This window comes from Duganella sp. GW821-FHT01E12 (genome assembly GCF_059422325.1).
Genome location: NZ_JBWKWR010000004.1, coordinates 160,577 through 180,823, shown reverse-complemented (window position 1 = coordinate 180,823; position 20,247 = coordinate 160,577). Strand labels below are relative to the sequence as shown.

The 20,247-nt window shown below is 61.6% G+C and carries 23 protein-coding genes; 2 read left to right on the top strand and 21 right to left on the bottom strand.

Going from position 1 to position 20,247, the window contains the following annotated elements:
• The first annotated feature begins 91 nt into the window (after positions 1-91).
• Positions 92-508 carry a type II toxin-antitoxin system HicB family antitoxin gene (locus AC07WS_RS14010; RefSeq protein WP_494729673.1) on the top strand — a complete coding sequence of 139 codons (417 nt, stop codon included), beginning with the start codon at positions 92-94 and terminating at the stop codon, positions 506-508.
• Between the two features lie 58 nt (positions 509-566).
• On the top strand, positions 567-1,103 hold the full coding sequence (locus AC07WS_RS14005) for an MltR family transcriptional regulator (RefSeq protein ID WP_494729672.1): 537 nt from the start codon (positions 567-569) through the stop codon (positions 1,101-1,103).
• 22 nt (positions 1,104-1,125) lie between these two features.
• On the opposite strand, the gene AC07WS_RS14000 is transcribed toward AC07WS_RS14005, so the two are convergent.
• The 21 genes from AC07WS_RS14000 to AC07WS_RS13900 all read right to left on the bottom strand — a co-directional run bounded on the left by AC07WS_RS14000 (position 1,126) and on the right by AC07WS_RS13900 (position 20,183).
• The gene (locus tag AC07WS_RS14000) at positions 1,126-1,653 is read right to left on the bottom strand and encodes a hypothetical protein (protein ID WP_494729671.1); all 528 of its coding nucleotides are present in this window, start codon (positions 1,651-1,653) and stop codon (positions 1,126-1,128) included.
• Positions 1,646-2,161 (bottom strand): lysozyme, encoded by a 516-nt coding sequence (locus AC07WS_RS13995; protein WP_494729670.1) that lies wholly within the window; start codon positions 2,159-2,161, stop codon positions 1,646-1,648. Before AC07WS_RS13995 ends, AC07WS_RS14000 begins: the two co-directional genes overlap by 8 nt.
• On the bottom strand, positions 2,148-2,366 hold the full coding sequence (locus tag AC07WS_RS13990) for a hypothetical protein (protein WP_494729669.1): 219 nt from the start codon (positions 2,364-2,366) through the stop codon (positions 2,148-2,150). The genes AC07WS_RS13995 and AC07WS_RS13990 overlap by 14 nt, the downstream gene beginning before the upstream one ends.
• Before the next feature lie 78 nt (positions 2,367-2,444).
• Entirely contained in the window at positions 2,445-3,119 is a 675-nt protein-coding gene (locus tag AC07WS_RS13985) for a hypothetical protein (RefSeq protein ID WP_494729668.1), read from the bottom strand.
• Between the two features lie 7 nt (positions 3,120-3,126).
• Entirely contained in the window at positions 3,127-4,770 is a 1,644-nt protein-coding gene (locus tag AC07WS_RS13980; RefSeq protein WP_494729667.1) for a hypothetical protein, read from the bottom strand.
• 9 nt (positions 4,771-4,779) lie between these two features.
• Positions 4,780-6,372 (bottom strand): hypothetical protein, encoded by a 1,593-nt coding sequence (locus AC07WS_RS13975; protein WP_494729666.1) that lies wholly within the window; start codon positions 6,370-6,372, stop codon positions 4,780-4,782.
• Between the two features lie 62 nt (positions 6,373-6,434).
• Positions 6,435-6,866: a hypothetical protein gene (locus tag AC07WS_RS13970; RefSeq protein WP_494729665.1), complete on the bottom strand. Its 432-nt coding sequence runs from the start codon at positions 6,864-6,866 to the stop codon at positions 6,435-6,437.
• Positions 6,856-7,257 carry a hypothetical protein gene (locus AC07WS_RS13965; RefSeq protein WP_494729664.1) on the bottom strand — a complete coding sequence of 134 codons (402 nt, stop codon included), beginning with the start codon at positions 7,255-7,257 and terminating at the stop codon, positions 6,856-6,858. The genes AC07WS_RS13970 and AC07WS_RS13965 overlap by 11 nt, the downstream gene beginning before the upstream one ends.
• On the bottom strand, positions 7,254-10,907 hold the full coding sequence (locus AC07WS_RS13960) for a phage tail protein (protein WP_494729663.1): 3,654 nt from the start codon (positions 10,905-10,907) through the stop codon (positions 7,254-7,256). The genes AC07WS_RS13965 and AC07WS_RS13960 overlap by 4 nt, the downstream gene beginning before the upstream one ends.
• Before the next feature lies 1 nt (position 10,908).
• Positions 10,909-11,340 (bottom strand): C40 family peptidase, encoded by a 432-nt coding sequence (locus tag AC07WS_RS13955; protein ID WP_494729662.1) that lies wholly within the window; start codon positions 11,338-11,340, stop codon positions 10,909-10,911.
• Positions 11,337-12,188: a phage/gene transfer agent baseplate hub protein gene (locus tag AC07WS_RS13950; RefSeq protein WP_494729661.1), complete on the bottom strand. Its 852-nt coding sequence runs from the start codon at positions 12,186-12,188 to the stop codon at positions 11,337-11,339. The genes AC07WS_RS13955 and AC07WS_RS13950 overlap by 4 nt, the downstream gene beginning before the upstream one ends.
• Complete coding sequence (locus AC07WS_RS13945; RefSeq protein WP_494729660.1) at positions 12,185-12,787, bottom strand: DUF2460 domain-containing protein; 603 nt, start codon at positions 12,785-12,787, stop codon at positions 12,185-12,187. Before AC07WS_RS13945 ends, AC07WS_RS13950 begins: the two co-directional genes overlap by 4 nt.
• Positions 12,784-15,282 (bottom strand): phage tail tape measure protein, encoded by a 2,499-nt coding sequence (locus AC07WS_RS13940; RefSeq protein ID WP_494729659.1) that lies wholly within the window; start codon positions 15,280-15,282, stop codon positions 12,784-12,786. Before AC07WS_RS13940 ends, AC07WS_RS13945 begins: the two co-directional genes overlap by 4 nt.
• A 167-nt stretch (positions 15,283-15,449) precedes the next feature.
• Positions 15,450-15,587 carry a hypothetical protein gene (locus AC07WS_RS13935; protein WP_494729658.1) on the bottom strand — a complete coding sequence of 46 codons (138 nt, stop codon included), beginning with the start codon at positions 15,585-15,587 and terminating at the stop codon, positions 15,450-15,452.
• A gap of 65 nt (positions 15,588-15,652) precedes the next feature.
• On the bottom strand, positions 15,653-16,006 hold the full coding sequence (locus tag AC07WS_RS13930) for a hypothetical protein (RefSeq protein ID WP_494729657.1): 354 nt from the start codon (positions 16,004-16,006) through the stop codon (positions 15,653-15,655).
• Positions 16,003-16,755 carry a hypothetical protein gene (locus tag AC07WS_RS13925; protein WP_494729656.1) on the bottom strand — a complete coding sequence of 251 codons (753 nt, stop codon included), beginning with the start codon at positions 16,753-16,755 and terminating at the stop codon, positions 16,003-16,005. The genes AC07WS_RS13930 and AC07WS_RS13925 overlap by 4 nt, the downstream gene beginning before the upstream one ends.
• 19 nt (positions 16,756-16,774) lie before the next feature.
• Positions 16,775-17,212: a hypothetical protein gene (locus AC07WS_RS13920; RefSeq protein ID WP_494729655.1), complete on the bottom strand. Its 438-nt coding sequence runs from the start codon at positions 17,210-17,212 to the stop codon at positions 16,775-16,777.
• A complete protein-coding gene (locus AC07WS_RS13915) occupies positions 17,209-17,505 on the bottom strand; it encodes a head-tail joining protein (RefSeq protein ID WP_494729654.1) in 297 nt (98 codons plus the stop codon). Before AC07WS_RS13915 ends, AC07WS_RS13920 begins: the two co-directional genes overlap by 4 nt.
• Positions 17,506-17,507: 2 nt before the next feature.
• Positions 17,508-17,690: a hypothetical protein gene (locus AC07WS_RS13910; protein ID WP_494729653.1), complete on the bottom strand. Its 183-nt coding sequence runs from the start codon at positions 17,688-17,690 to the stop codon at positions 17,508-17,510.
• A gap of 2 nt (positions 17,691-17,692) precedes the next feature.
• Positions 17,693-17,998: a hypothetical protein gene (locus AC07WS_RS13905; protein ID WP_494729652.1), complete on the bottom strand. Its 306-nt coding sequence runs from the start codon at positions 17,996-17,998 to the stop codon at positions 17,693-17,695.
• A gap of 67 nt (positions 17,999-18,065) precedes the next feature.
• A complete protein-coding gene (locus AC07WS_RS13900) occupies positions 18,066-20,183 on the bottom strand; it encodes a phage major capsid protein (RefSeq protein ID WP_494729651.1) in 2,118 nt (705 codons plus the stop codon).
• Positions 20,184-20,247 lie beyond the last annotated feature (64 nt).

The window sequence follows — 20,247 nt, the reverse complement described above, 5'->3', positions numbered from 1 at the left end:
GTTATAAGTGATTATTAAAATTGTTTATACCTACCGACGACTAATTAGTTGTCCACAATATCTTATAGAATTGTTAGAATCGAGGAAAATCATGTTATATCCAGCGACTTTCGCACCAGATGAATCCGGCGGCTTTGTCGTAACCTTTAGAGATATCCCAGAAGCGATTACGCAAGGCGATACTGAAGAAGAAGCTCTTGAAATGGCACACGATGCATTAATTACTGCCATGGATTTTTATTTCGAGGATCGTAGGCCTGTTCCTGCGCCGTCAGCTCGTCAACCTGAAGATCGGTGTATTGAACTTCCACTTAGTATTGCGGCTAAGGTTCTTCTACTTAATGAGATGGTTGCGCAACGAATTCGACCATCTGATCTCGCACGACAAATGAATACTGCTCCGCAGGAAGTTACTCGCATTATTGATCTTCACCACACTACAAAAATTGATAGAGTGGCGGACGCGCTTGCCTCATTGGGTAAACGTTTCGAGCTACAAGCGGTCTAGACTGTTGTATCTATCAAAAGCCCGCCTAGCGGGCTTTTTTTTCCGCTTGGAGAATGCTATGAAACCTACTAAATTAAATATCAATGATTACCACATAAGCTTGCAAAGCTTCCACTCGGAGAGTGATAGGGCCGCAGCCGTCTTAGCGGGAAGTCTTATCGAAAATCTTTTAGCGAGATATCTAAATATTTTTATGGTAGAAGATGGAAGCGATAAACTCTTCGAGTCTGATGGCCCGTTGGCGACGTTTAACCAACGAATCAGGATAGCCTATGCTTTCAAGTTGGTGAGCAAAGAGACAAGAGACGATTTGCATTTAATAGCAAAGATAAGAAACCACTTCGCGCACCACCCACTACACGCAAGTTTCGATAGCGCTCCAATTAGCGATTATTGCAGAAACTTGTCTACACTCAATATTTTTCCTACATCTACAGATACGCCCGACACTCTGAATACTCGAAACCGCAATCGCCTAATTATTTCAATTGCGAAAATGGTAGCAGCTTGGCACAGGGAAGAAATGAGGCCTAAAGAGCCGAATATCTACACTCAAATATTCGGCCCGGTGGATACAGGAACACCTCAAAGTTAAGGTAGTGCAGACGTCTGCACCGCTACCGGATAGGATAATTGGTAGCGTCTTGGAGCCTCTGATACAACTCTCTCACGCCGAGGGCTTGCTCACGCCAGGCGCGGCAACTGGTGGCGTTGTGCGCGTCGACCTCGGCAACGGTAGATAGCGGAACGCCGGCGGGTTCTCGGTCAGACTCGGCGGCAGGTCCGGGATCGTCACCTGACCAGGCGGCGTTGTACTCGCGCACGAAGCCAACATTGACGCCATAAGCAGCATCGTCATCGCGCGTAACATAGATAGGCACTTGCTTTTCAATCACATCTCCCTTCAAATAGATTTTTTGGATACGGTCGCGGTACTTGATTTCCGTCTGCACCACGACCTTCGTTTGCGCCTTGCCGATGGTGACGGTGCGCGCGGCCTGCGCCGTGACGTAGTCGATATGACGCTGGCCAGCTCGGCGCTGGCCATCCATTTCTCCCAGGCACAACAGCACGGCGGCGATCAGCAGCAATGCCAGCCAGCGCGCCCACAAGGGGAGCAGCACGCCCTTGAAGCGATCAAGCATCTGTCACCTCCCAGTCGTAGCGCACCACGCCGGCAGCGCTGGCCAGCGGCGTCTCACCGAGGCAGATACGGCGCTCAAACTCCCGGCGCTTGCGCAAACCAGGTACGTGTTTGCCGCCGGCCATGTCCCAGGCCAGCAGCCCGTTGCAGGCGCCGACGTGGTCGCCCGCCTTCAGCTTCTTGACCACCGAGGAGCCGCAGAACGCGGACGAACCGACGTTGTACGAGAACAGCGTGTAGGCGTCGTACTCGTTCTGCGAGATCGGCACGGCCGCGCAGCGCAACACCTCCGCCCCCTTGGCCGCGAGCTGCGTCTCAGCCAGTTGCCTGCACTCCGCCGGCGTGTACACCTTGTTGCGGATGACGTCCTTGCCGGCGTATCCCTGGCAAACGGTCCACACGTTGACGATATCCTCGTATGGCACGTACCGCGTGCCCTCCAGCGATCCAAGCGCGGCCAGCAGCGCCGCGCTGACCAAGGTCAGGCCAAACTTGTTAGAGGGATTCATCGGTGCCTCCAGACTTTTTCCACTGGCGCCAGAGCGCCCAGACCTTGTCCACGATCAGGATTAACAGCCAGATCAAGGACAGCAGTTGCACCAGCTCCGGCAAGGTGATGCCGTACCAGTTCAAACCCGCCACGACCGCCGGCGGGGCCGCTTTGGTGGTGGCCTTCGCCGCCACCCCTGTGACCGTTTCTTGTGTGATGTTCATTGCGCTAATGGGAATAAAAAAACCCGCCGAAGCGGGTTGAGTAAAAGGGGATCTGTTCAGCGCATCCAGACCTGTCAACTAGGCCAACACCGCCCCTCCGCGACCATGAGCAAGCAGGCCGGCGATCTCCAGTGCGTTGATGCCGGCCTGCGTCGCGGGATCGTCCAGATTGATCCAGTCGGCCATCGTCATCTTTTGCCAGAACAGTTTCAGCGCAGGACTTGCCTCGGACGCGACCAGCACAGCAGCGGCCTCGGCATCGGTGAAGCGAGCGAGGAACTGGGTGTGCGTCAGGCGCCGAGGCGGCTTTACGCTCACCGTGATGCTCCAGCTGGCCGACAGCACCGTCGACACATCGGACATCTGCATGATGGCCTGCTCTGCAGCATCGCTCGACTGGCGGATAGCCTCACGCTCGGCCAGCACCGCGTCGATGTCTGCAAGCGTGCCCCAGCCGGCCGTCTCACGTTCGCGCGCCCTGTTCAGCTTCCAGTCCAGAGCGGCCACCATCGTTGCAGCCTCCCCCTTCACACGGGCGATGCGCGCCAACTTGACCTGGTTCAGAAACGCGCCACGGTCCTGTACGACCGTGACGCCATCAGGTTCTAAGGACATGCTGGCGATATCACCAAGATCGATGGATGGCGGCAGCGTTGCAGCGTCGATGCAAAAGCCGGCGCCAGAGAAAGTGGCCTCGCCGTCGATATGTCCGATTCCCCGACGGGTTACAGCGTCAAAAATAATTCTTAACATGATTTCCTTATGCCATTAAGTAAGCGAATTCCACTGCGTCGTAGACATTGCAGGTAACAGTGGTGTTATTCAAAGGTCGAAGCGCGTTATCCTGTACATAGGGGTTGGCAGCACGGCTGGTGATGTTGTACCCTGCGGTGCCAGTCGTTGTCGTGGTGTTGAACAGCACGTTATTGATCTTCACCGTCTGAGCTATTGAGCCTTCGGAGCCAGCCCCGGAATTCCCTTTCGTCGAGATTCGAACAAGTAGCGCATTGCCGGAAACAACGGTTGTACTCGTCCAAGTTGAGGCCGTTGTCGTAAATTTAGTGGCCGCTGCATACATCGCATTCAACGCAGTTGCCGACGCATTGATCGCGGCAATCCCGATGGCCGAAACCCGAAGCGCCGGTAAGCAGCTCGGCGTCGTCGCGACGGCCGTCATCGATGTAGCGCTGGCAGCGACAACCGCCATCGCGGCGCTACTTGCCAGCACAGTCCCCCAAGCGGTTCCGTTTGCCGCAAGGGTGGCAAATGCGCCGGTGTTGCTGTTAACCGTAGCCCATCCGGTGCTATTTGCCATCAGGGCGCCCAACGCAACGCTACTGGCCAGAACCGCCGCCCAGGCAGTCGGCCAAAACAGGGCCGCCACGGCACTGGCCACATTGGCGACTGCTCCCATAGCGACGCTACTACCAAGCACAATGGTAAGCGCCGAGGTCGACGCCAGCACTGCATTCCAGGCGGTCGTATTGGAAGCCACACTCGTAATCGCGGTCGGGCGGGCTGCAATCGCATTCATTGCAACGGTACTGGCGGCCAGCGCCGTTGCACCAGGCACAGTGGAAACTATCGCCCCCATGGCGATGGAACTCGCCACGACCAGAGACATCGCCGTGGCGCTCGCGGTAATAGCGGACATCGCTGTCGCATTTGCAGCAAACGCCCCCATCGCCGTAGCGCTTGTGACGAGCGCGCCCATCGTGGTTGCATTCGCCGCAACCAAGGGCATCGCAACCGAACTGGCCGCAATATTTGCAATTGCATTGGCGTTCCCGCCAATCTGGATCATCGCCGGCGAGTTGTTTGCGATGATAGTCACAGCAGCCGAGTTCGCCATGACGACAGACCATGCCGAACTAGCCATCAGCACGGTCATGGCGACGCTACTATTGGCGATGGCGTTCATGGCGGTCGCACTACCAGCGATGGCCGTTGTTGCGGGCATGCTGGCGAACAGATTGATCATGGCGGCGGCATTGGCAGCGAATGCCGCCATAGCGGTCACGCTGGACACGGCGCCGGCAAGGGAGTTCGTGTTGGCGGCCATTGCATTGGTAGCCGTCGAGCTACCGGCTACAGCTGCCATCGCTGAAGCGCTGCCCAGCAGCGCCCGCAAAGCTTCAGGAACCGATAAGATCGCCTCGTAACTTTGACGGCCGGACGGATCAGCGAGGTACTGCTCCAGATCGGCACCGGACATCAGCGACAGCGGCGTGATCGCGTCCGGCCCGATGACGTCGAACTTATTCACCGAGTCGTAGCTACGCAGGATCGCAGCGGCGACGATCAGCCCGTTGTTGTCCGCGTTGGTGAGGTCAATCGCTTGCAGCCTGGCCTGCGTTGTTGCGAGAAACTGATTGCGAAAATCAATAAGACTGCTACTTGACATATTTTCTCCTTAAAGTCCTGCATAAATAAGTGCGGTCAACGATCCCAACTGCGCGTTGACTTGCGCCGTGATGTGCGCGTCGAGGCCGAGATTTGCAGCGGCATTCGCCTGCTCCTGCGGCGTCAATCCCTGAGTCGGTATGTCAATACGCAACCTGGCCGCCAGGGCAGCGGCGTTTGTCGCCGCGTAGTTCGCATCGCCGCCCAGCGCGCTCTTCACATACGCCAAGTCGGCCTTTGTCGCCAGCGCGGCCGCCTGCGCGGTCGACACCGGCTTGTCGACGTCGGCGGTGTTGTCGACGTGGCTCAGCCCCACGCCCGCCGGCGTCGACGGGATCGTCGGTTTGTTCTGGATGGCCGTTATGCCCTGCGTCGCGTTCCAATCGACGGCAACCTGGCCGGCCGCAGCCTGTTGGGCCGACAGCGCGGCGGCATCCGCAGAATTCTTGGCCGCCTGCGCCTTCGTCGTGGCGATGCCGGCCTGCGTCGATGCGGTGGTCGCGCTGCCGGCCGCCGCGCTGGCCTGGTCGGTTGCCTGCTGCAGCAGCGTCGCCGTAGCGGTTTGCGCGTTGCCGGCGGCCGTCGCGCTCAGCACCGCGTTTGCTGCGGAACTGGCGGCGTTCGCGGCGCTGATAAGCGCATTCGATGTGGCCGATTGCGCTGTCTCGTCATAGTCGTGCCATTGCCCGTTGGAGTAGATGCGCAGCTTGTCGGTGGTCGTGTTGAAGTATTCGGCTCCCTCCATCAGCGCGTGCCCGTTACCGTCGAGCGCGGGATCGGAGGCGAATTCACCGACGAAGCGCGCCTTGAAGCTGGCCAGCGCCGCGACCAGCGACGCGGCGGCCGTGCTGGCCGTCGATGCCGATCCGGCGGAGTTTGTCGCGCTGGTGGCCGCTGCGGTCGCCGAATTGCCTGCAGCCGTCGCCGCATTGGTCGCGGTCGTCGCCGCTCCGGTCGCGGTAGTAGCAGCAGCTTGCGCCGCAGCCCTGTCGGTCGCCGCGTTCGTCGCGGACTGTGCGGCCGCGCCTTTGCTGTCGAGCGCCTGCGCCGCACTCGCTGCAGCCTGCGTCTTGCCATCTTGCGCTGACGCCGCCGCCGCGATGTTGACCGGGTTCACATCGCCGACGTCGCCCTTCGGGCCACGGATCGAGCCGCCGCGCCATCCTGTCACGGCCTTGGCCCACACATAGAGGCTACCGTCGATCAGATATGCGTCGCCGTCCATGCCGGACGCCGGCAGCTCCGCTACGCTTCCCAGTATCCCTTTCACTCCCAGGCCGGCGCCAACCAGCTTGCCGGCCACGTAGTCGTCGCGGAACGCGCTAAAGGTGTTGAGCAAATTTGCCGCCTGCCGGCCAAGGTCGGCGATATACGACTGCGTCGGCGCAATCGCGTAAGGCGAGCCGGCGACGGTCACGCCGGCGTACTGCTTGACCAGGTAGAGCGAGGTCGCGCTTTCCACACGGTCGACCTCGTAAATCTGGCCGTCCGGCGCACAAAAAATAGCGCCGGAGGTCACATAGCTGACAAAGTCCGTTCCGACCCCGACGACCTGCGCCAGGCCATGCACCAGATTGACAGTCCCACTTTTGTACCAACCCATAGAAATCCCTTAGACGAAAAAAAGGCCGCTCCAAGGCGGCCCAGGTTGAGTAGAAAATTTTCTTACTTGCCGGCGCTATCACCATCGATGGCGCCCAGCTGCTCGATCACCGCGCGCGCGGTCTGCACCACTGCTGCAACCGTCGCCAACTCCGTCAGCTGCGCCTTGCCGCCGACGCGCAACGCCTCGATGCGCGGCCCGAGGACCAGGCTCCATACGTCGCCGCGCTCCTTTATGCGGTCGGCCGCCGCTTGCACCGTTATGCCGGCCGCTGACGACTCCGCCTCGATCCAGGGAATTGCCAAGCCCGCCGCAGAGTAGCCGGCGGCGATGAAAGCCTTGGCTTCCTCATACTTGGCGCGATAGGCCGCATCCTGACCGGGCGTGGTGGTGATGAAGCGCGCACGCGCGGCGCCGGCGGCCGTATCGATCTCCGCGCGCGCCCAGCTGCGCGATGCCTCCACCGACGCGAAGGGATGAAGGTCAAGCCGCATGAATCGACACCTCCAATGTCTGGAATGGGAACAGTTCGACGCGCACCAGGTAATCACCAGGCTTGGAGAAGGTCAGGCGGATGTTGCTGCCGTCCGCCGTACCCGACATCGCCAGCGGCCCCTCTACGCTGACGCATGCCCCGGCAGGAACCTGCCAGAGCACGGCCTCCTCCACGCCATCGGCCTTGAGGTTGGCCGTCGAAAGCTGCGCGGGGCAGACCGGGCGAGGGACGACCATACCCCCAACCACATAGTTTGTGCAGACGTCTGCACTGCCCTCCATAACGAACCGCCCCTTCTCCGGTTCACCCTGCAGGTCGAACATCGCCGCCGGCACCATGCCGGTTTGGACGATGCGCCCCGAGCTGTCAAAAATAATGTAACTCTTCATCGGCGCGTCTCCAAAAGTGCCACGTTAATAAGCCCACCAGGCATATCCCCTAAACTATCCTGCCGACGCACGACGGTGTAGCCATAGACATGATTCCCTGCCGGTGGATGATCGATAAAGATAGTCGTCGCCGTCAAATTCAACGGCGTGCCTGCAGGAACGTATCCAGTCGACTCGACTGACGCAATTGCAGCACCATTGCGAGTAATGGACACGACAACTTTCCCGTTGACGGGATCGCCGCCAGCGCCCCAACTCCCGACACCAGATGCAGCCAGATAGACGGGCGCGCCGTATGCGGTGAAGTTGAGCTGCACGCTGCCGTTGCCCTGCCCGGACAACATCGTCGTCACGGCATTGCCCGCAATGGTCAGCGTGCCTACCGCCGCGACATCGATGTTGGCGCTTTTGATCCACGCCGTACCGATGATCGCCTGGTTGATGAACACCTGACCGCCCTGCACCACGAAGGGCGCAATCAGGGCGTTACCGGTATCGTCGATGATTGCAACCCGCTTTGCGTTCAGCAGGATTTGTGACTCGACGATGCCATTATCGTTTTCCACCCCCACCCCAATCGAGGCCAAGTACGTGCGGCCGTTCGCCGTCACCTGCGTCTTGATGGTCGACATAGCGGACAGCTTGCCGTTCGTATTGGCCACGGCAGTGTTAGCTGACTGCGCCGACGCGCTTGCACCGCTCGCGGTCGCCGTCACCGTGTCGATCCGACTGGCAAGCGCTCCATCGGCGTTGGTGCGCGCCGTCTGTTCGCTGATAATCGCGGCATTGTTGCCGTTCGACTGAGCGACAACCGCATCGATCCGCGTCGACAGCGCGCCGTCGGCGTTCGCCCGCGCTGTCTGCTCCGAAAGGATGGCGGCCGTGTTCTGGCCGGTGGTCGCAATCACGCTGTCTATGCGCGAGGCGATGGCCGACTCGGCACTCGCCCTGGCTGTCTGCTCCGACTGAATGGCGGCGGTATTGCTGCCGACGTTGGCCGCGACGACCGACAGCGTCGACGCGACGGCGCTAACCGCCGTCGTACGAGCCACTTGCTCCTGCAGGATAAGCGCGGTGTTGCCTGCAGTTGTCGCCGCCACGCTGTCCACTCGCGCGGCCATCGCTTCCGTGGCTGTGGTTCGCTCCTCCTTTTCCTGATCTACCTTCGCGGCCACGCTGCCGATTGTCGTTGTCAGCCGCGTCTTGGCGTCGGATAGCGCCTTGTCCGCGCTGATAAGGCCCAGCAGCTGTGTCGCGGCCAGGTCGTCGTCTTTTGTCCCGTGCAACAAGGCGTTGATCTTGTCCCAAACGGGACCGAGAAGCGCCTCCGCATCCTCGATGGGCTTCAAGACATCCTTCCCCAGTTGCGTCTTCCCGATCTGGCCAACCAGGTAGCTTAGGATTTCATCCGCGTCGGTGCTTGACTGGCCTTTGACGCCGGCGCCTGCAGGAAAGAACGCGCCGGCGTTACCCATGCGATCCACAAAACGCACCCAGAAATACATCGTCGCCCCCGCACTCAGGCCGGTGATCGTGTGCGAGTTCTGCGGTGCGGCGAACGAGTCGACCTTCGATGCGCTGCCCAAGTCAGGACCGGCGGCGGCCCATAACTCGGTACACGCCAGATTCCCGGCACTCGCCGGCGGAACGCCCCAATCGACCTGTATCCCGAACACACGCGGAATCGTCGTCAGATAGGTGGCCGCAGTCACGCTCGCGCCTTGCAGCGTGTAGGAGTAGGCCTGCACCGCCGACAAGTCCTGCATCGCACCGCCAAACTGATTGAAGCTGGCCAGCTTCACATACAGCGTCTTACCCACCCATTCATTCGGAAAGGCATATCGAAACACTGCTTCGTCGAGGAACACGAACGGGCTGCCGGCACTATGGGCCTTGATGTCCGATCCATACGCGCCACGCACCAGGTAAGACAGCCGGTAGGCGTTGGCTCCTTGCAGCGTCTCGTCGGCATAAGCGATGTACTCGCCGCCGACATAGGACGTCGTCAGCAAGTCACGCGCGTTGGACTGGCTCGCGCCCCCAAGCTCGCCGGCCGACACGCTCAGGTTGACCCCCATCAAGTTCGCGGTGTCGATCGGAGCGCCGACCGGCAGCGCAGCCGTCAGCACGCCGTGGCGGGCCTTCGACCGCACAGCGCCGATGCGCTGATACGTCTTGTTGTCCGTCGACGCCCACACGACAGCGCCGCCCCAGTCCTTGCCGCCCGACGTGGCCATCCAAAGCTGCGATTGGTTGTCGGTCAGCTTCGCCGGCGGTTCGAACAATACCGGCGCGTTTGCGTCGCCCGGCGCCACCGCGTAGTTCGGCGCGTTGCTACCGATATCGGGGACCGGCTGCGAAGCGTGGCGGTTGCTTCCAATCGGGTAGTCCTCGGCCCTGATGGTCAGCAGCCCGTCGTCGTCCTCCGACACCTCCGTGATCAGCACCGGCGTGCCGTCCAGGAACTCCGGTGCGTACGTCAGGGTGACGACGTCCATCGGCTCCAGCAGCACGTATTTCCAAGGCAAGCGGAATTCGTAGGTATTGAGGATGTACAGCGCCCGATGCAGCAGGTAGTCGGCCACTTTTTGCGCGACGCTGGCGTCGGCGATCTCCTTCATGTCGACAACGTCCTTCGAGCGCAAGCCGTGCTGCTCGATATCAGCGTCGTCCTTGCTCTCCGCGATGTTGTCGTTGTAGTCGTTGGCGCGGTCGGAGAAACGCACGCGGACGTGGTTATAAGACTCCTCGGCGGACTTCTGCGAGATGCGTACCACATCGGTGCTGGTGTCCGCGATGAAGTCGTCCACGCCCAGGTCGCACACCGGTGCGATGGTTGGCTGATAGGTGGCCAGCGGCCCCGCCACCGGCACATCGGAGTACGGCACGATCTTGAATTTTCCGCCGGAGTAGACGCAATCGGAAAAGCCGATGGTCAACAAGGTCTTGATGTACTCGTAAGCGCCCCGTTGTTCGGTGTAGGCCGGACTGGCCCACAGTCCGTTCGCCAGGCAGAAACTACGAAAGGCCGACATGTCGCCCAGCGTCGCCGGATCGAGGCCGACACCCTGCTCGCTATCGGTCAAGAGCGCCGCGACAACGTCGGCCAGCTCCGCGTCGGGCACATTGGCCCCCGGATGCTTTGACGCGATGCTGCCGCGCGCCTGCACCTCGAAAGTGTGGTTGCCGAACGTCGCGCGCGATCCCAGGTCATACGCGCCACTGGCCACGTAGCCGATGCCGCGATAAGACAGCGCCCGATCCGGGTGCTTCGTGACGAAATAAGGATAAGGACTCTGCACCGCGTCGCCGCTGTAGAAGTCGAACTTCAGCTCCGCGAGGGTCGTGTGCTCCTTGTCCTTCCATACCTTGCCGATGCTGTCGAGCGTGCCGGAGCCGAGCGCCATGATGGCGGCCACGGTGTAGGTATAGTCGGTGTTGCTGGTGCTACCGCCACCGCCCTTGCCCGTTTTTTGGGTCGTCGTGTGCGGTATGGCCGTGAAGTCGTCGTATTGGATCAGGTTCGGCGCCACGCGCTGCCGGCCGAAAATCCAGGTGATCGGCCGCCCGAAGCTCGATGTTTGCAGCTGGATCGAAGAAATGATCGGTGCGCTGCTGTCTACGCTGTGGCCCTTGAAAAGTCCGCCCATGCTATACCTTTAATGAGAAAAACCCGCGCAACCTCGATGTCAATGCCGCGCTCTTGCTTATGTCCGTCAACACCACGGCGCCATGCTCGATGTACGCGTGGATCACCATCGGCCACTGCGTGACGATGGCGCCGTGGCTCACGCACCGGCCGAACTGGAACAGCGCGATATCGCCTGGCTGCGGCACGTCGACCGGAGCGGCCAGCAGCTCGACACCGCCGAGGTACACTTCCTCGCTGCGGTGCATGTGCCAGTCGTGCGCGTAAGGGCGGGGGTCGACGTCCGCCGACACCAAGCCGCATTTCCGGTACACCTCGATCATCAGCATCACGCAATCGACGCCTACGCCCTTCAACGCGGCTTGGTGGTGGTACGGGGTATTGAGCCAGGTGATCGCCTCGCTGACGACGTTCTGGCGGTCCTGCGGGGTCATACCGACACCTCCGGCGGCGGGATATACGGCGTCCCCTTGAAATTGGCAACATTGGCGAACTTGCCGCACCCGTTGTCGCCGCGCGTGCGGTCGCAGCCGGCGCGCACCAGAAACGTGTCCCCCGGCGCCAGGTCGAACACCAGCGGGTAGGACAGCTCGATCACGCCGGCCTTGAACGATTTCACGGCGCGCCGCACGCCGGAGTTCGCCCCGCTGGTGAAGTACAGCTCCCCCAGCGCGAAGTAGTTCTCCGACTGCGCCAAGCCGGACGAGAACGAGTAGCGGTTCGGCGCTGCGGTCACCGCGGAATTGAAGCTGTAGGCGTCGCGCTGCACGCCGCAGCCTGAGTCGTAGAGCGTTCGCATGCATCCGGCCTGGAAGATCGAGCGCGGAACCTGCGTATTGAGGCGATTGCTGTCCGATACCACGCTGAGGACAACTTGCTGCTGGCCGATGCTGCTCTCGTTCACGTAGCCCCGGAAGATGCCCAGCGTCTCCGCAGGCTGCCCCCAGGCCGGCATGAACGCCTTCGCGATCACCACTTCGGCGTTCTTGAGCGCCCCGGAACGCGCCGCAAGGAACCAGGGCACGCCGGCGATGACGTCGGTCGGGGCAACCACCACTTGCAGGTCCAGCGTGCTGACCTGCATGCCGCGCACCAGGTTGTACTTTGCCCCTTGAATGCTCGGCCCGTGGCTGTCGTACACCTGGCCAGCCGCAACGATGTCGACATCCGCATCGGTCCAACAATAGACGAGGCCATTGGACAGCGTCATCGTGAACAGGTTGCATTTGACGAACATGGCGCTGGCAAGGATCGCCTGCAGGCGAGGAGTAGCAGTTCTCATATACGAGTCCCCAAACTGGAAACGAGGTTGACCGTCTTGGCCTCCCACAGATTTTTCATAAAGCGGTCGAAGTTCTGCTCATCGTCGGCAAACCGCGCCCGGTAAAAGTAGCTGCCGGTCCAGGTGATCGGGCCGGCGCCAGGCGCCGCACCGAACGTCACCATGCCGGTCGCGGACACCGCATAGGATGCCGGCGCTTGCACCACCCCGTTGACCTTGATGGCGGTGATGACGTCGACGTTCTGCACTGGCTCCATGAATTCGGAGCCGAACGCCCGGACCAACTGAAACGACTTCGTGGCCGCGTCGGCGATGCCGATCTGCTGGTCGACCACGGCGCAGTCGTCGTCCATCCTGTAAAGGAAGTTGTCGAATGCGCCGCGACGGGCCAGATAGAAGCCCACCAGCTGCTGCAGTTCCTGCTTGCTGCCGCCACGTAGAAACTCGAACGACAGCGTCAGGTTGTAGATCGGGTTGGCCATCAGCGATGCCCGGTACTCCTTGCCGCTGACGGCCGCCTGCACTCGGGTGCGAAATACAGGCGTCCATGTGGACTTCCACATCACGCCTGGCAGGGTTGGAAATTGAAGGTTACTCATGATTTTTTTGCGTGATCCTGTAGAACCTTGGCGATGACGCGGGCATTGCGCCGGATCTCGTCCTGCGACAACTTGCCCGAATAATCGTGATAGTTGATCGTCTGCCCGGCGGCGGCGCCGCCGTCGGCCATGCTGCGCACCGCGTCCGCCTGCGCCGCCGGCAGAACCATCTCCTTCTCGTGCAGCTGCGTGATCGGGTTCACACCGGCCGGGATGTCGAAGCCGTTGCGGGCCGACGCCATCGGCATGTACGCCATCGCGGCGGCCGACGCGGCCAGACCAGCCTCCGGCGCCATCGCCCAGCCGATCAGCGGAATCGCTGCGGCCGACGCGGTGGCGGCGGCGCCGGCGATGCCGGCGTTGGCGGAGATTTCGCTGACCGCCATCGCCTTCGATCCCGTCTCGGTCAGAACCAGGTTCATCAGCCACTGCGCCGCCGTCTGCGCCAGCATGTCGATCACGGAACCCGTTACCGATTGCATCAGGCCCTTCAGCCCCTGAGAAATGGTCATGGTGCCCTTGGCGGTGCCGGCGATGACGTTGGCCAGCCCCGATTGCATGTTCGAGTAAAGCCCCTGCACCGACTTGTTCTGCTCCAGCGTGGCCTTGTTCTTGATCGCGGTCATCTTGGCCTGGTGCTGCTGTTCGGCGGCCTCGATTTGAGCGTGGATTTGCTGCAGCGCGATGGGGTCCTCGTCGGGGCCGTGCATCATGGCTTCCTGCTCGATCAGGGCCTGCATGCGAATCTGGTAGCGCTTGGCCTCGAAGCCCCGCTCCAGCTCCAGCATCTGGTCGACCGTGATCCGGCGCAGCGCCAGCTGCTGCTCCGCATCCTGCTGAGCTGCATCGATGGCCGACAGCTCGGCGTTGCGCCGCGCCTCGGCCATCGCACGATTCACAGCGATGGTCTGATCGGCGAAGGCGCGCTGCTCCTTGTAGACCTCGGCCAGCGCCGCCTTCGATTCCTTGGCCTCGGCGCCGAACCGCGCGACGTTCTCCTCGTACATGCGGTTGGCGATGGCAAGGCGTTCCAGGTGGTTATTCTTGAACGTCTCCAGCTTCAACTTCTCGCCGGCGATCTCGTTCTCGAAGTCGTCCTTGCGGATGGCCGCCATCGACGCGTAATACTTGCGCTCGACTTGCGCCTTCTCCTCCTTCGACATCCGAGTCGTATCCAGGATTCTCTTCCAGTAGTCCCGTTCCATGGCCTGGCTGTATTCCATGGCGGTCCCGGCGATGGCCTGCGCCTTGGCGTAGCTGTCCTTGTCGGCCGCCAGTTTGGCGTCCCATTCGTGGATGCGGCTCTTGGCCTTGTCATCCTTCTCCGGGCTGAAGTCATACGTCGGGCCGCCCTTGATCTCCTTGTCCTTGATTTCCGGGCCGTTCGATGGCGCACGGTTGATGATGGCGTCGAGCTTGTCTTTGCCATCGCGCGCGATCTTGACCAGCTTGTCGAAGTGCTTGCGCTGGACTTCCTCCAATGCCGCCGTGCCCGTCTCCCATGCCTTTTTCGCGCCGGCGAAGTCGCCGTGCAGCGCGCGGTCGGCGGTGCGGGCCATCCGCATGATGCTGGTTACGAGGTAATCCAGATATCCCACAACAATTTCGATGACGGTCTGCACGGTCAGCTTCCAACCCAACACGGCGATCTCGATCACCTTCAGGCAGTTGCCGAAGAATTCCATCGCGCTCGGCGCTTTCGTTCCGAGGGCATCAGCGAACAGCTCGCCGATCTGGCTGAAGCTGTCGCGCCAGGTATTCCACAGGTCGACCGCCAAGTCGCCAACCATAGAACAGATTTCGCCCAGCGACTCCAGCGTCATGCCCAGCGCCTTGCCGGCGACGGGGCCGACACCGCTCATCCAAGAGCCGAGCCGCACGAAGGCGGGCAAGACTGCGTTGCCGGCCTGAACCTCCAGGGAGGTCATAACCAGCTTCATGTCGTTGATCGACTCCTTGTACTTCCTGGCGTTGGCCACGCCTTCCTCGCCGACCACCAGGCCCAGGTCTTTCGTCTTTTGCTCGGCCGCCTTGATCTCCTCGGTGGTCAGCTTCATTGTGCCGCGCACCTCGTTCCACGACTTACCGTAAATCTGCGTGCCGGCGATGTTTTGCTCGATAGGGTTCTTGATTTCCTTGAGCTTGGCGTTGACCTCGCCCATGATGTCCAGCGTCGGCCGATACTGGCCCGACGCATCCTTGACGCTCACACCCAGCTTGTCATACGCCTGGCTGTTGGTGGCGATCTGCTTGGCCATCTTTCCGGCCGCCAGCGTCACCACCTCCGAATCCATTCCCATGTGCCGCGTCGCCACCATCATTACGCTGGCGCGCTCCGTGGTGATGCCCAGCTGGGTCGACAGCTTCTTCGCCTCGCCAGTCCAGGCGTTCGACTCGCTGATCACCGCCTTGAAAGCCGAGCCGCCGGCAATCAGCGTGGTCAGCGATCCGAACAGCTTGGTCACAGAACCCAAGGCGCCAGTCAGCTGCCCCATGTGGGACTGCATGGCCTCGAAACTTCCCTGAATATCCTTTGCCGCCTTTTTAGCGTCTGCGGCGGCCTTCTCGACGCCGGCGGTGAAGCCGGACGGGTCCGCTGTGACCGCATAGTCAACTGTCTTATCCGCACCGGACATACGCACCTCAAAAAAAAGCCCGCCGGTTAGGCGGGCATCGGGAACATTCCCATTAAATCGTCAGCCGTCAGCTCCTTGTCTTCTTCCTCGACAGGGGCCTGATAGCCCACTTGTGCTGCAATCAGCAAGTGAACTGGCGGATGTTGCCGCCAGTATTTGTTCATCGACACAATCGAAGGGATGTCCCACTCCGTCCATGCCTGCTGCGGCGTGCAGCCGGTGCTGGCGACTATGTGGGCGATTGCATCTTCAAACCAGTCGCCGCCATCTGATCCTGCACCCGCCGCATCATTTTTCCCGCCTGCGCCACCAGGCCGGACAAGTTCATCAGCTCTTCCCACACTTCGAACAGGTTGCCGTAGTCGATGATGTCCTCGACCTCGGCCAGCGTCATCGCGGGGTAGTTGCGCGTCAGGCTCGCATGCGCCAGCTTGGCCACCAGCTCGATGTCCGGCATGTCGCCCACGAAAACGCCCTTGATTTCGTCGCGGTACTGCTTGACGGCCGCCGCATTGAGCGGCGCCAGGACCAGCTCCTGACCAGCCAGCGTAAGGCTCTTTCCAGGTACTTTGATAGCGCTCATTCGGATGCGCTCCACTTCCACACCACGCCGTTGTCGTCGGCGTAGGCGCTCATGTCCAGTTCGGGAACCATGAAGTCTTCCTGCTTGGTCGACATCGACAACTTGGAGCTGGTGACTTTCGGGAACTTCAGCGTCAGCACCTTGCCGTTGCGCGCCATCGACATGTCCAGGCTGATCGTCGGGTTGAGGCCCATCGGCAGGTTGGTGACGGTCAGCAGCTTGCCGGCGGCCGCCGTCATGTGCTGATAGTCGATGAAGACGGTCTTGCCCACATCGGCTGCCGCGAAGGTGTAGCCGCCGACGCCGTCGCAGGTGTACTGGCCGGTGGTGGGCGCGCTGGCCACACGGATCATCGGCGTACCGTTGGCGTCGCTGCGCACGCCCAGGTTGGCGAAATAGGTAGCGCCGCCAGGAGGCGCGACGGTTACAGTAGCGGCAGCGGCGACGCCGACGCCGTCGTTGACGGTGGTGATCAGGCCGTTGACTGCCGACTGACCGAAGAAAGCCGCAGTGAATGGCAGGATGTTGATATTGGCGAATTTGGCCTTCAGGCCGATCTTGCCCTTGCCTCGGCCACTGTCCACCGGGAACGTATTCGAGCCGTACAGCAGCTTTTCTTCATACGAGGCGTCGATGCCGATGTCCTGCAGGATGCCGAACTGGAACGGCGTCGGGTTCGCGATTGCGTTGCCCAGCGCGTCCTGAATGGGGGTTGCCCACAGGATGCCGGAGCCAAAATGACGTGCCATGTTGATAGTCTTTCGATTGTTAGATGGTTGTAGTGATGTCGTCCGAACTGGACAGGTAAATCAGACGGTAGGTGATGCTGTCGCAGCCGGCTGTCTGGTCGGCCTCTTCGCCCTCCCACTTCCGACCCTGCTTGCGGATGTCGACTACCATCGCCTGCAGCTGCACGTCGCGCTTCAGGATGCGATGCACGTCAACGGCGATGGTGTCGGCGACGGTGCGCCAAGGCTCGGCCCGCACCAGCACGCTGACGGTGATGAGCACCGTGTTTTCGTCCACGCCGGCGGACATGGCTCTCGTGTCCTCGTCCTCCGGCTGTGCGACTACGATGCAAGGCATTTCGTTGCGGGCGAATGCCGCCTCCCGCGTCTCATACACGCGGTCGGCGGCGCCGGTGGCGTTCATCAACGCATCGACCATGCGGCTGATGATTCGGTTACAGACTGATTCAGTGCTCATACCTTGGACATGTTGATTTGGGAAAAGGCGCCGTCGTCCAGTTGCTCGCACTCCCGGACGGTGTACGCCACGCTGTCGACCGTTAAGGCCGTGCCGAATTTGACTTCCAGCGCGCTCACGATGCTGGTCTTCACCAGCACCGCGTACATGGTCGACTTCGAATTGAAGCCGCCGACGCGCACCTCGACATCCGGCTGTTCGGGAATGCCGAGGAATGGGACGTCGGGCCGACCTGTCACCAGGCACGGCACGCCAAACTCGCGCAGGAAAACGTCAAGGTCTTCCTTGAACACGGCTACTCCGGTTCAGCCGCAGCTGGCGCGGCCGTCTGTTCGGCGCCCTCCTCGACCAGGTCGATTTTTTCCGCATGCAGCTTGGCAACGTCGTCGGCCAGCTCGATGCGCTCGCCGGCGCCGCGCATGGTGCCGGCATCATCGAGGCGGAACGAGAAGCCTGGCTTGATGGTGTAGGTCTTCATGGTCAGGCCGCCGACGGTGCATTGGCGGCGGCCATGGCCTGCGCCGCGACGATGGCTTGAGCCAGCAGCGCGTAGTCGATGACAGCGCCCGCCGCCGGCGCGACCGGCAGCGGGAACTTCGCGGTGAGGTAGGCGTCAGCCTTCTTGCAAACTGGCTCCAGCTTGTGCGCGTGCAGCGCAGCCGTCGCCTCGTCAAAGTCGGCCTCCTGGCCTTCGTAGTAGCTCGATTCCTGCACTTGCGGCTGGCCGCCGATCTCGACAACTTTGCGGTCATGGACGACAAAACCTGCGCGAACGATAAATTTCATGGGTAACTCCTAACGATGATGATGTGGGCGGTGTTGGGTGCCGCCCACGAATTAAGAAAACTGCGGCTTAGAAGCCAGGGGTCAGCGCATCCGACATCACCGAGAACGAAGCGCCGTGGCGCACGCCGATGTCGGCGGTCTGGATGGCGCGCAGCACCACGTCGCCCGACTTGAACAGCGTCGAGTCGTATGGGTTGATGGCAACTTCGATAGCGCCCCATTCGGCGATCAGCAGCTCCAGCCAGTTGCCGTAGATGATCTCGGAGCAGATGCCCGCCGAGGTGCCCTTCGTCAGGGTGCTGCGCAGCTGCTGCGACTCGCCGTACGGCTTGCCCTTGATGCGATCCGGCGAGCCGGCCGTCAGGCCGCCCTGCGGGTCCCACAGGTAGGTGCCGGTGGTGGCCTTCAGCGACGCCAGGTAGCCGATCACCTTGCTGTTCATGGCGAACGCCATCGAGTTCTGCGAGGCATTGGCAACGCGCGGCGCCGTGTACAGCTTGATGATGTCGTCAAAGTCGACGTTCTTGCCATTGGCGCCACCAACGACCGACAGCACGCCGGCCTGGTTGACGATGCCGGTCGGGGAGCCGCCAGCGCCGTTACCGGAGATGGCCGCCAAGTCCAGCGCCAGGGCCATTTGTGCGATGAGGTCGACACGGGCCAGCATTTCGATTGCCGGCGTGGCCTGCATCATCATCATGCGGGAGATGATGCCCCAGCTGGTCAGGTTCTTAGGACGCAGCTGCACCTTGTCGAAGGTCGCCTCGGACTCGGCGCCGGCGGTCAATTCGCCCACCCACGACGTCTGCGACGCGCTGATCTGGCGCGGGATGTCAATGTTGCCCACCAGGCCGGACAGGAAGCGCGCGCCCAGCACCGGCGTCACCATCGCGTTGCGCAGCACTTCGATGAAGCTGTCCGACAGCAGTTCGGTGGCAACCAGGTTGCCGCCGGTGGCGCCCGCACCAACCGAGAACGCGGAGCGCATTTGCGAGTTCATGCGGCTTTGGCCGGAGATCAGCGAGAACGCACGCTGGTGTGCCTGATCGGGCGCGAACGGCAGATCGGACGGCAGGAACATGCCCTCGGCCGATGGATTGCGGCCCAGCTGGCGCGCGATCTCGTTCGACACCTCGCGCTCGAAGCCCGCCGCCTTCCATTCCTTCGAGTGCAGCGCCTGCATGCCGCGCAGCATGGAGTAGCTGCGGCGCTCTTTCTCGCTCATGTCGACGCGCGCGCCGGCCGCCGGGGTCTGCTTCTTCGAGTCGTTTTCCAGCGCTTCCAGGAACGCCGAACGGGCGCCCTCGATGCTGGTGCCGCCCTCGATCAGCAGCATGGCCAGATCGGTGTTTTTCCACTTGTCGCCCAGCGCGCGGATGGCGGTCTGGCGCTCACGCTCGGCGATACGCATCTGGTCTTGCGTCAGGTGGATAACGGTCGATGCGCCGGCGCCGCCGGCGGGCGCCACATCGGCGCCGGCTTGGTTCATCAGGATGTGTTTCTTCTTCATGGTGTTGTCCTCAACAATTACGGCGGGTGCCGGGGTGGTAGTGGTGGTGTTGCTGGGTTCGGTGCTGCGCACGCGGGTTTCGACGCGCAAGGTCCGGCCTTCGCCGGCAGCTGCAGAGCGACCGACGCCGACGGTCGGATCGGCCGGGATGGTGACGAGGGAAATCTCGTACGCCAGCCAACGCGGGGCGGTGTACGTGTCGTTGTCGCTGTAGCCGTTCGGGCTGTCGGTTTCGAGCACGTAATACTCGGGGTCGTACATGAAGGAGACATTGCGCAGAATGTTGTCCTGCACCATGCCCATCATTTCGTCGCCGCGCGCCGTCTTGGCGAAGCGCACAACCGCGTGGCCGCGCTTGTCGGCGCCGATGGTGGCCGACTCAACCACACCGATCACGTCATCGGGGTTGTGGTTGAACAGCAGCGGCGCCCCATCGTTCAGGCGGGACAGATCAGCCGCACCAGGTTCGTGCGACAGAATCTCCATGCCGAACCAACGCTCGACCGGCAACTCGCTGGAGAAGGTCAGCACCAGCGTGCGGGCCTCTTCGTCCAGTGCCGGCGCGTCCTGCGAACGCAACGACAGGAAACGCCGCTGCGGCCCCAGCGCCGCGCCGTCGTCCAGACGCTTGCGGTTGGATGTTTGTGCAGACGTCTGCACAGATGCTGTTGGCATTCAAAGCTCCAAAAGAAAAAGCCGCTGGATTCGCATCCAGCGGCTTCGTGTGAGTAAAGCGGAA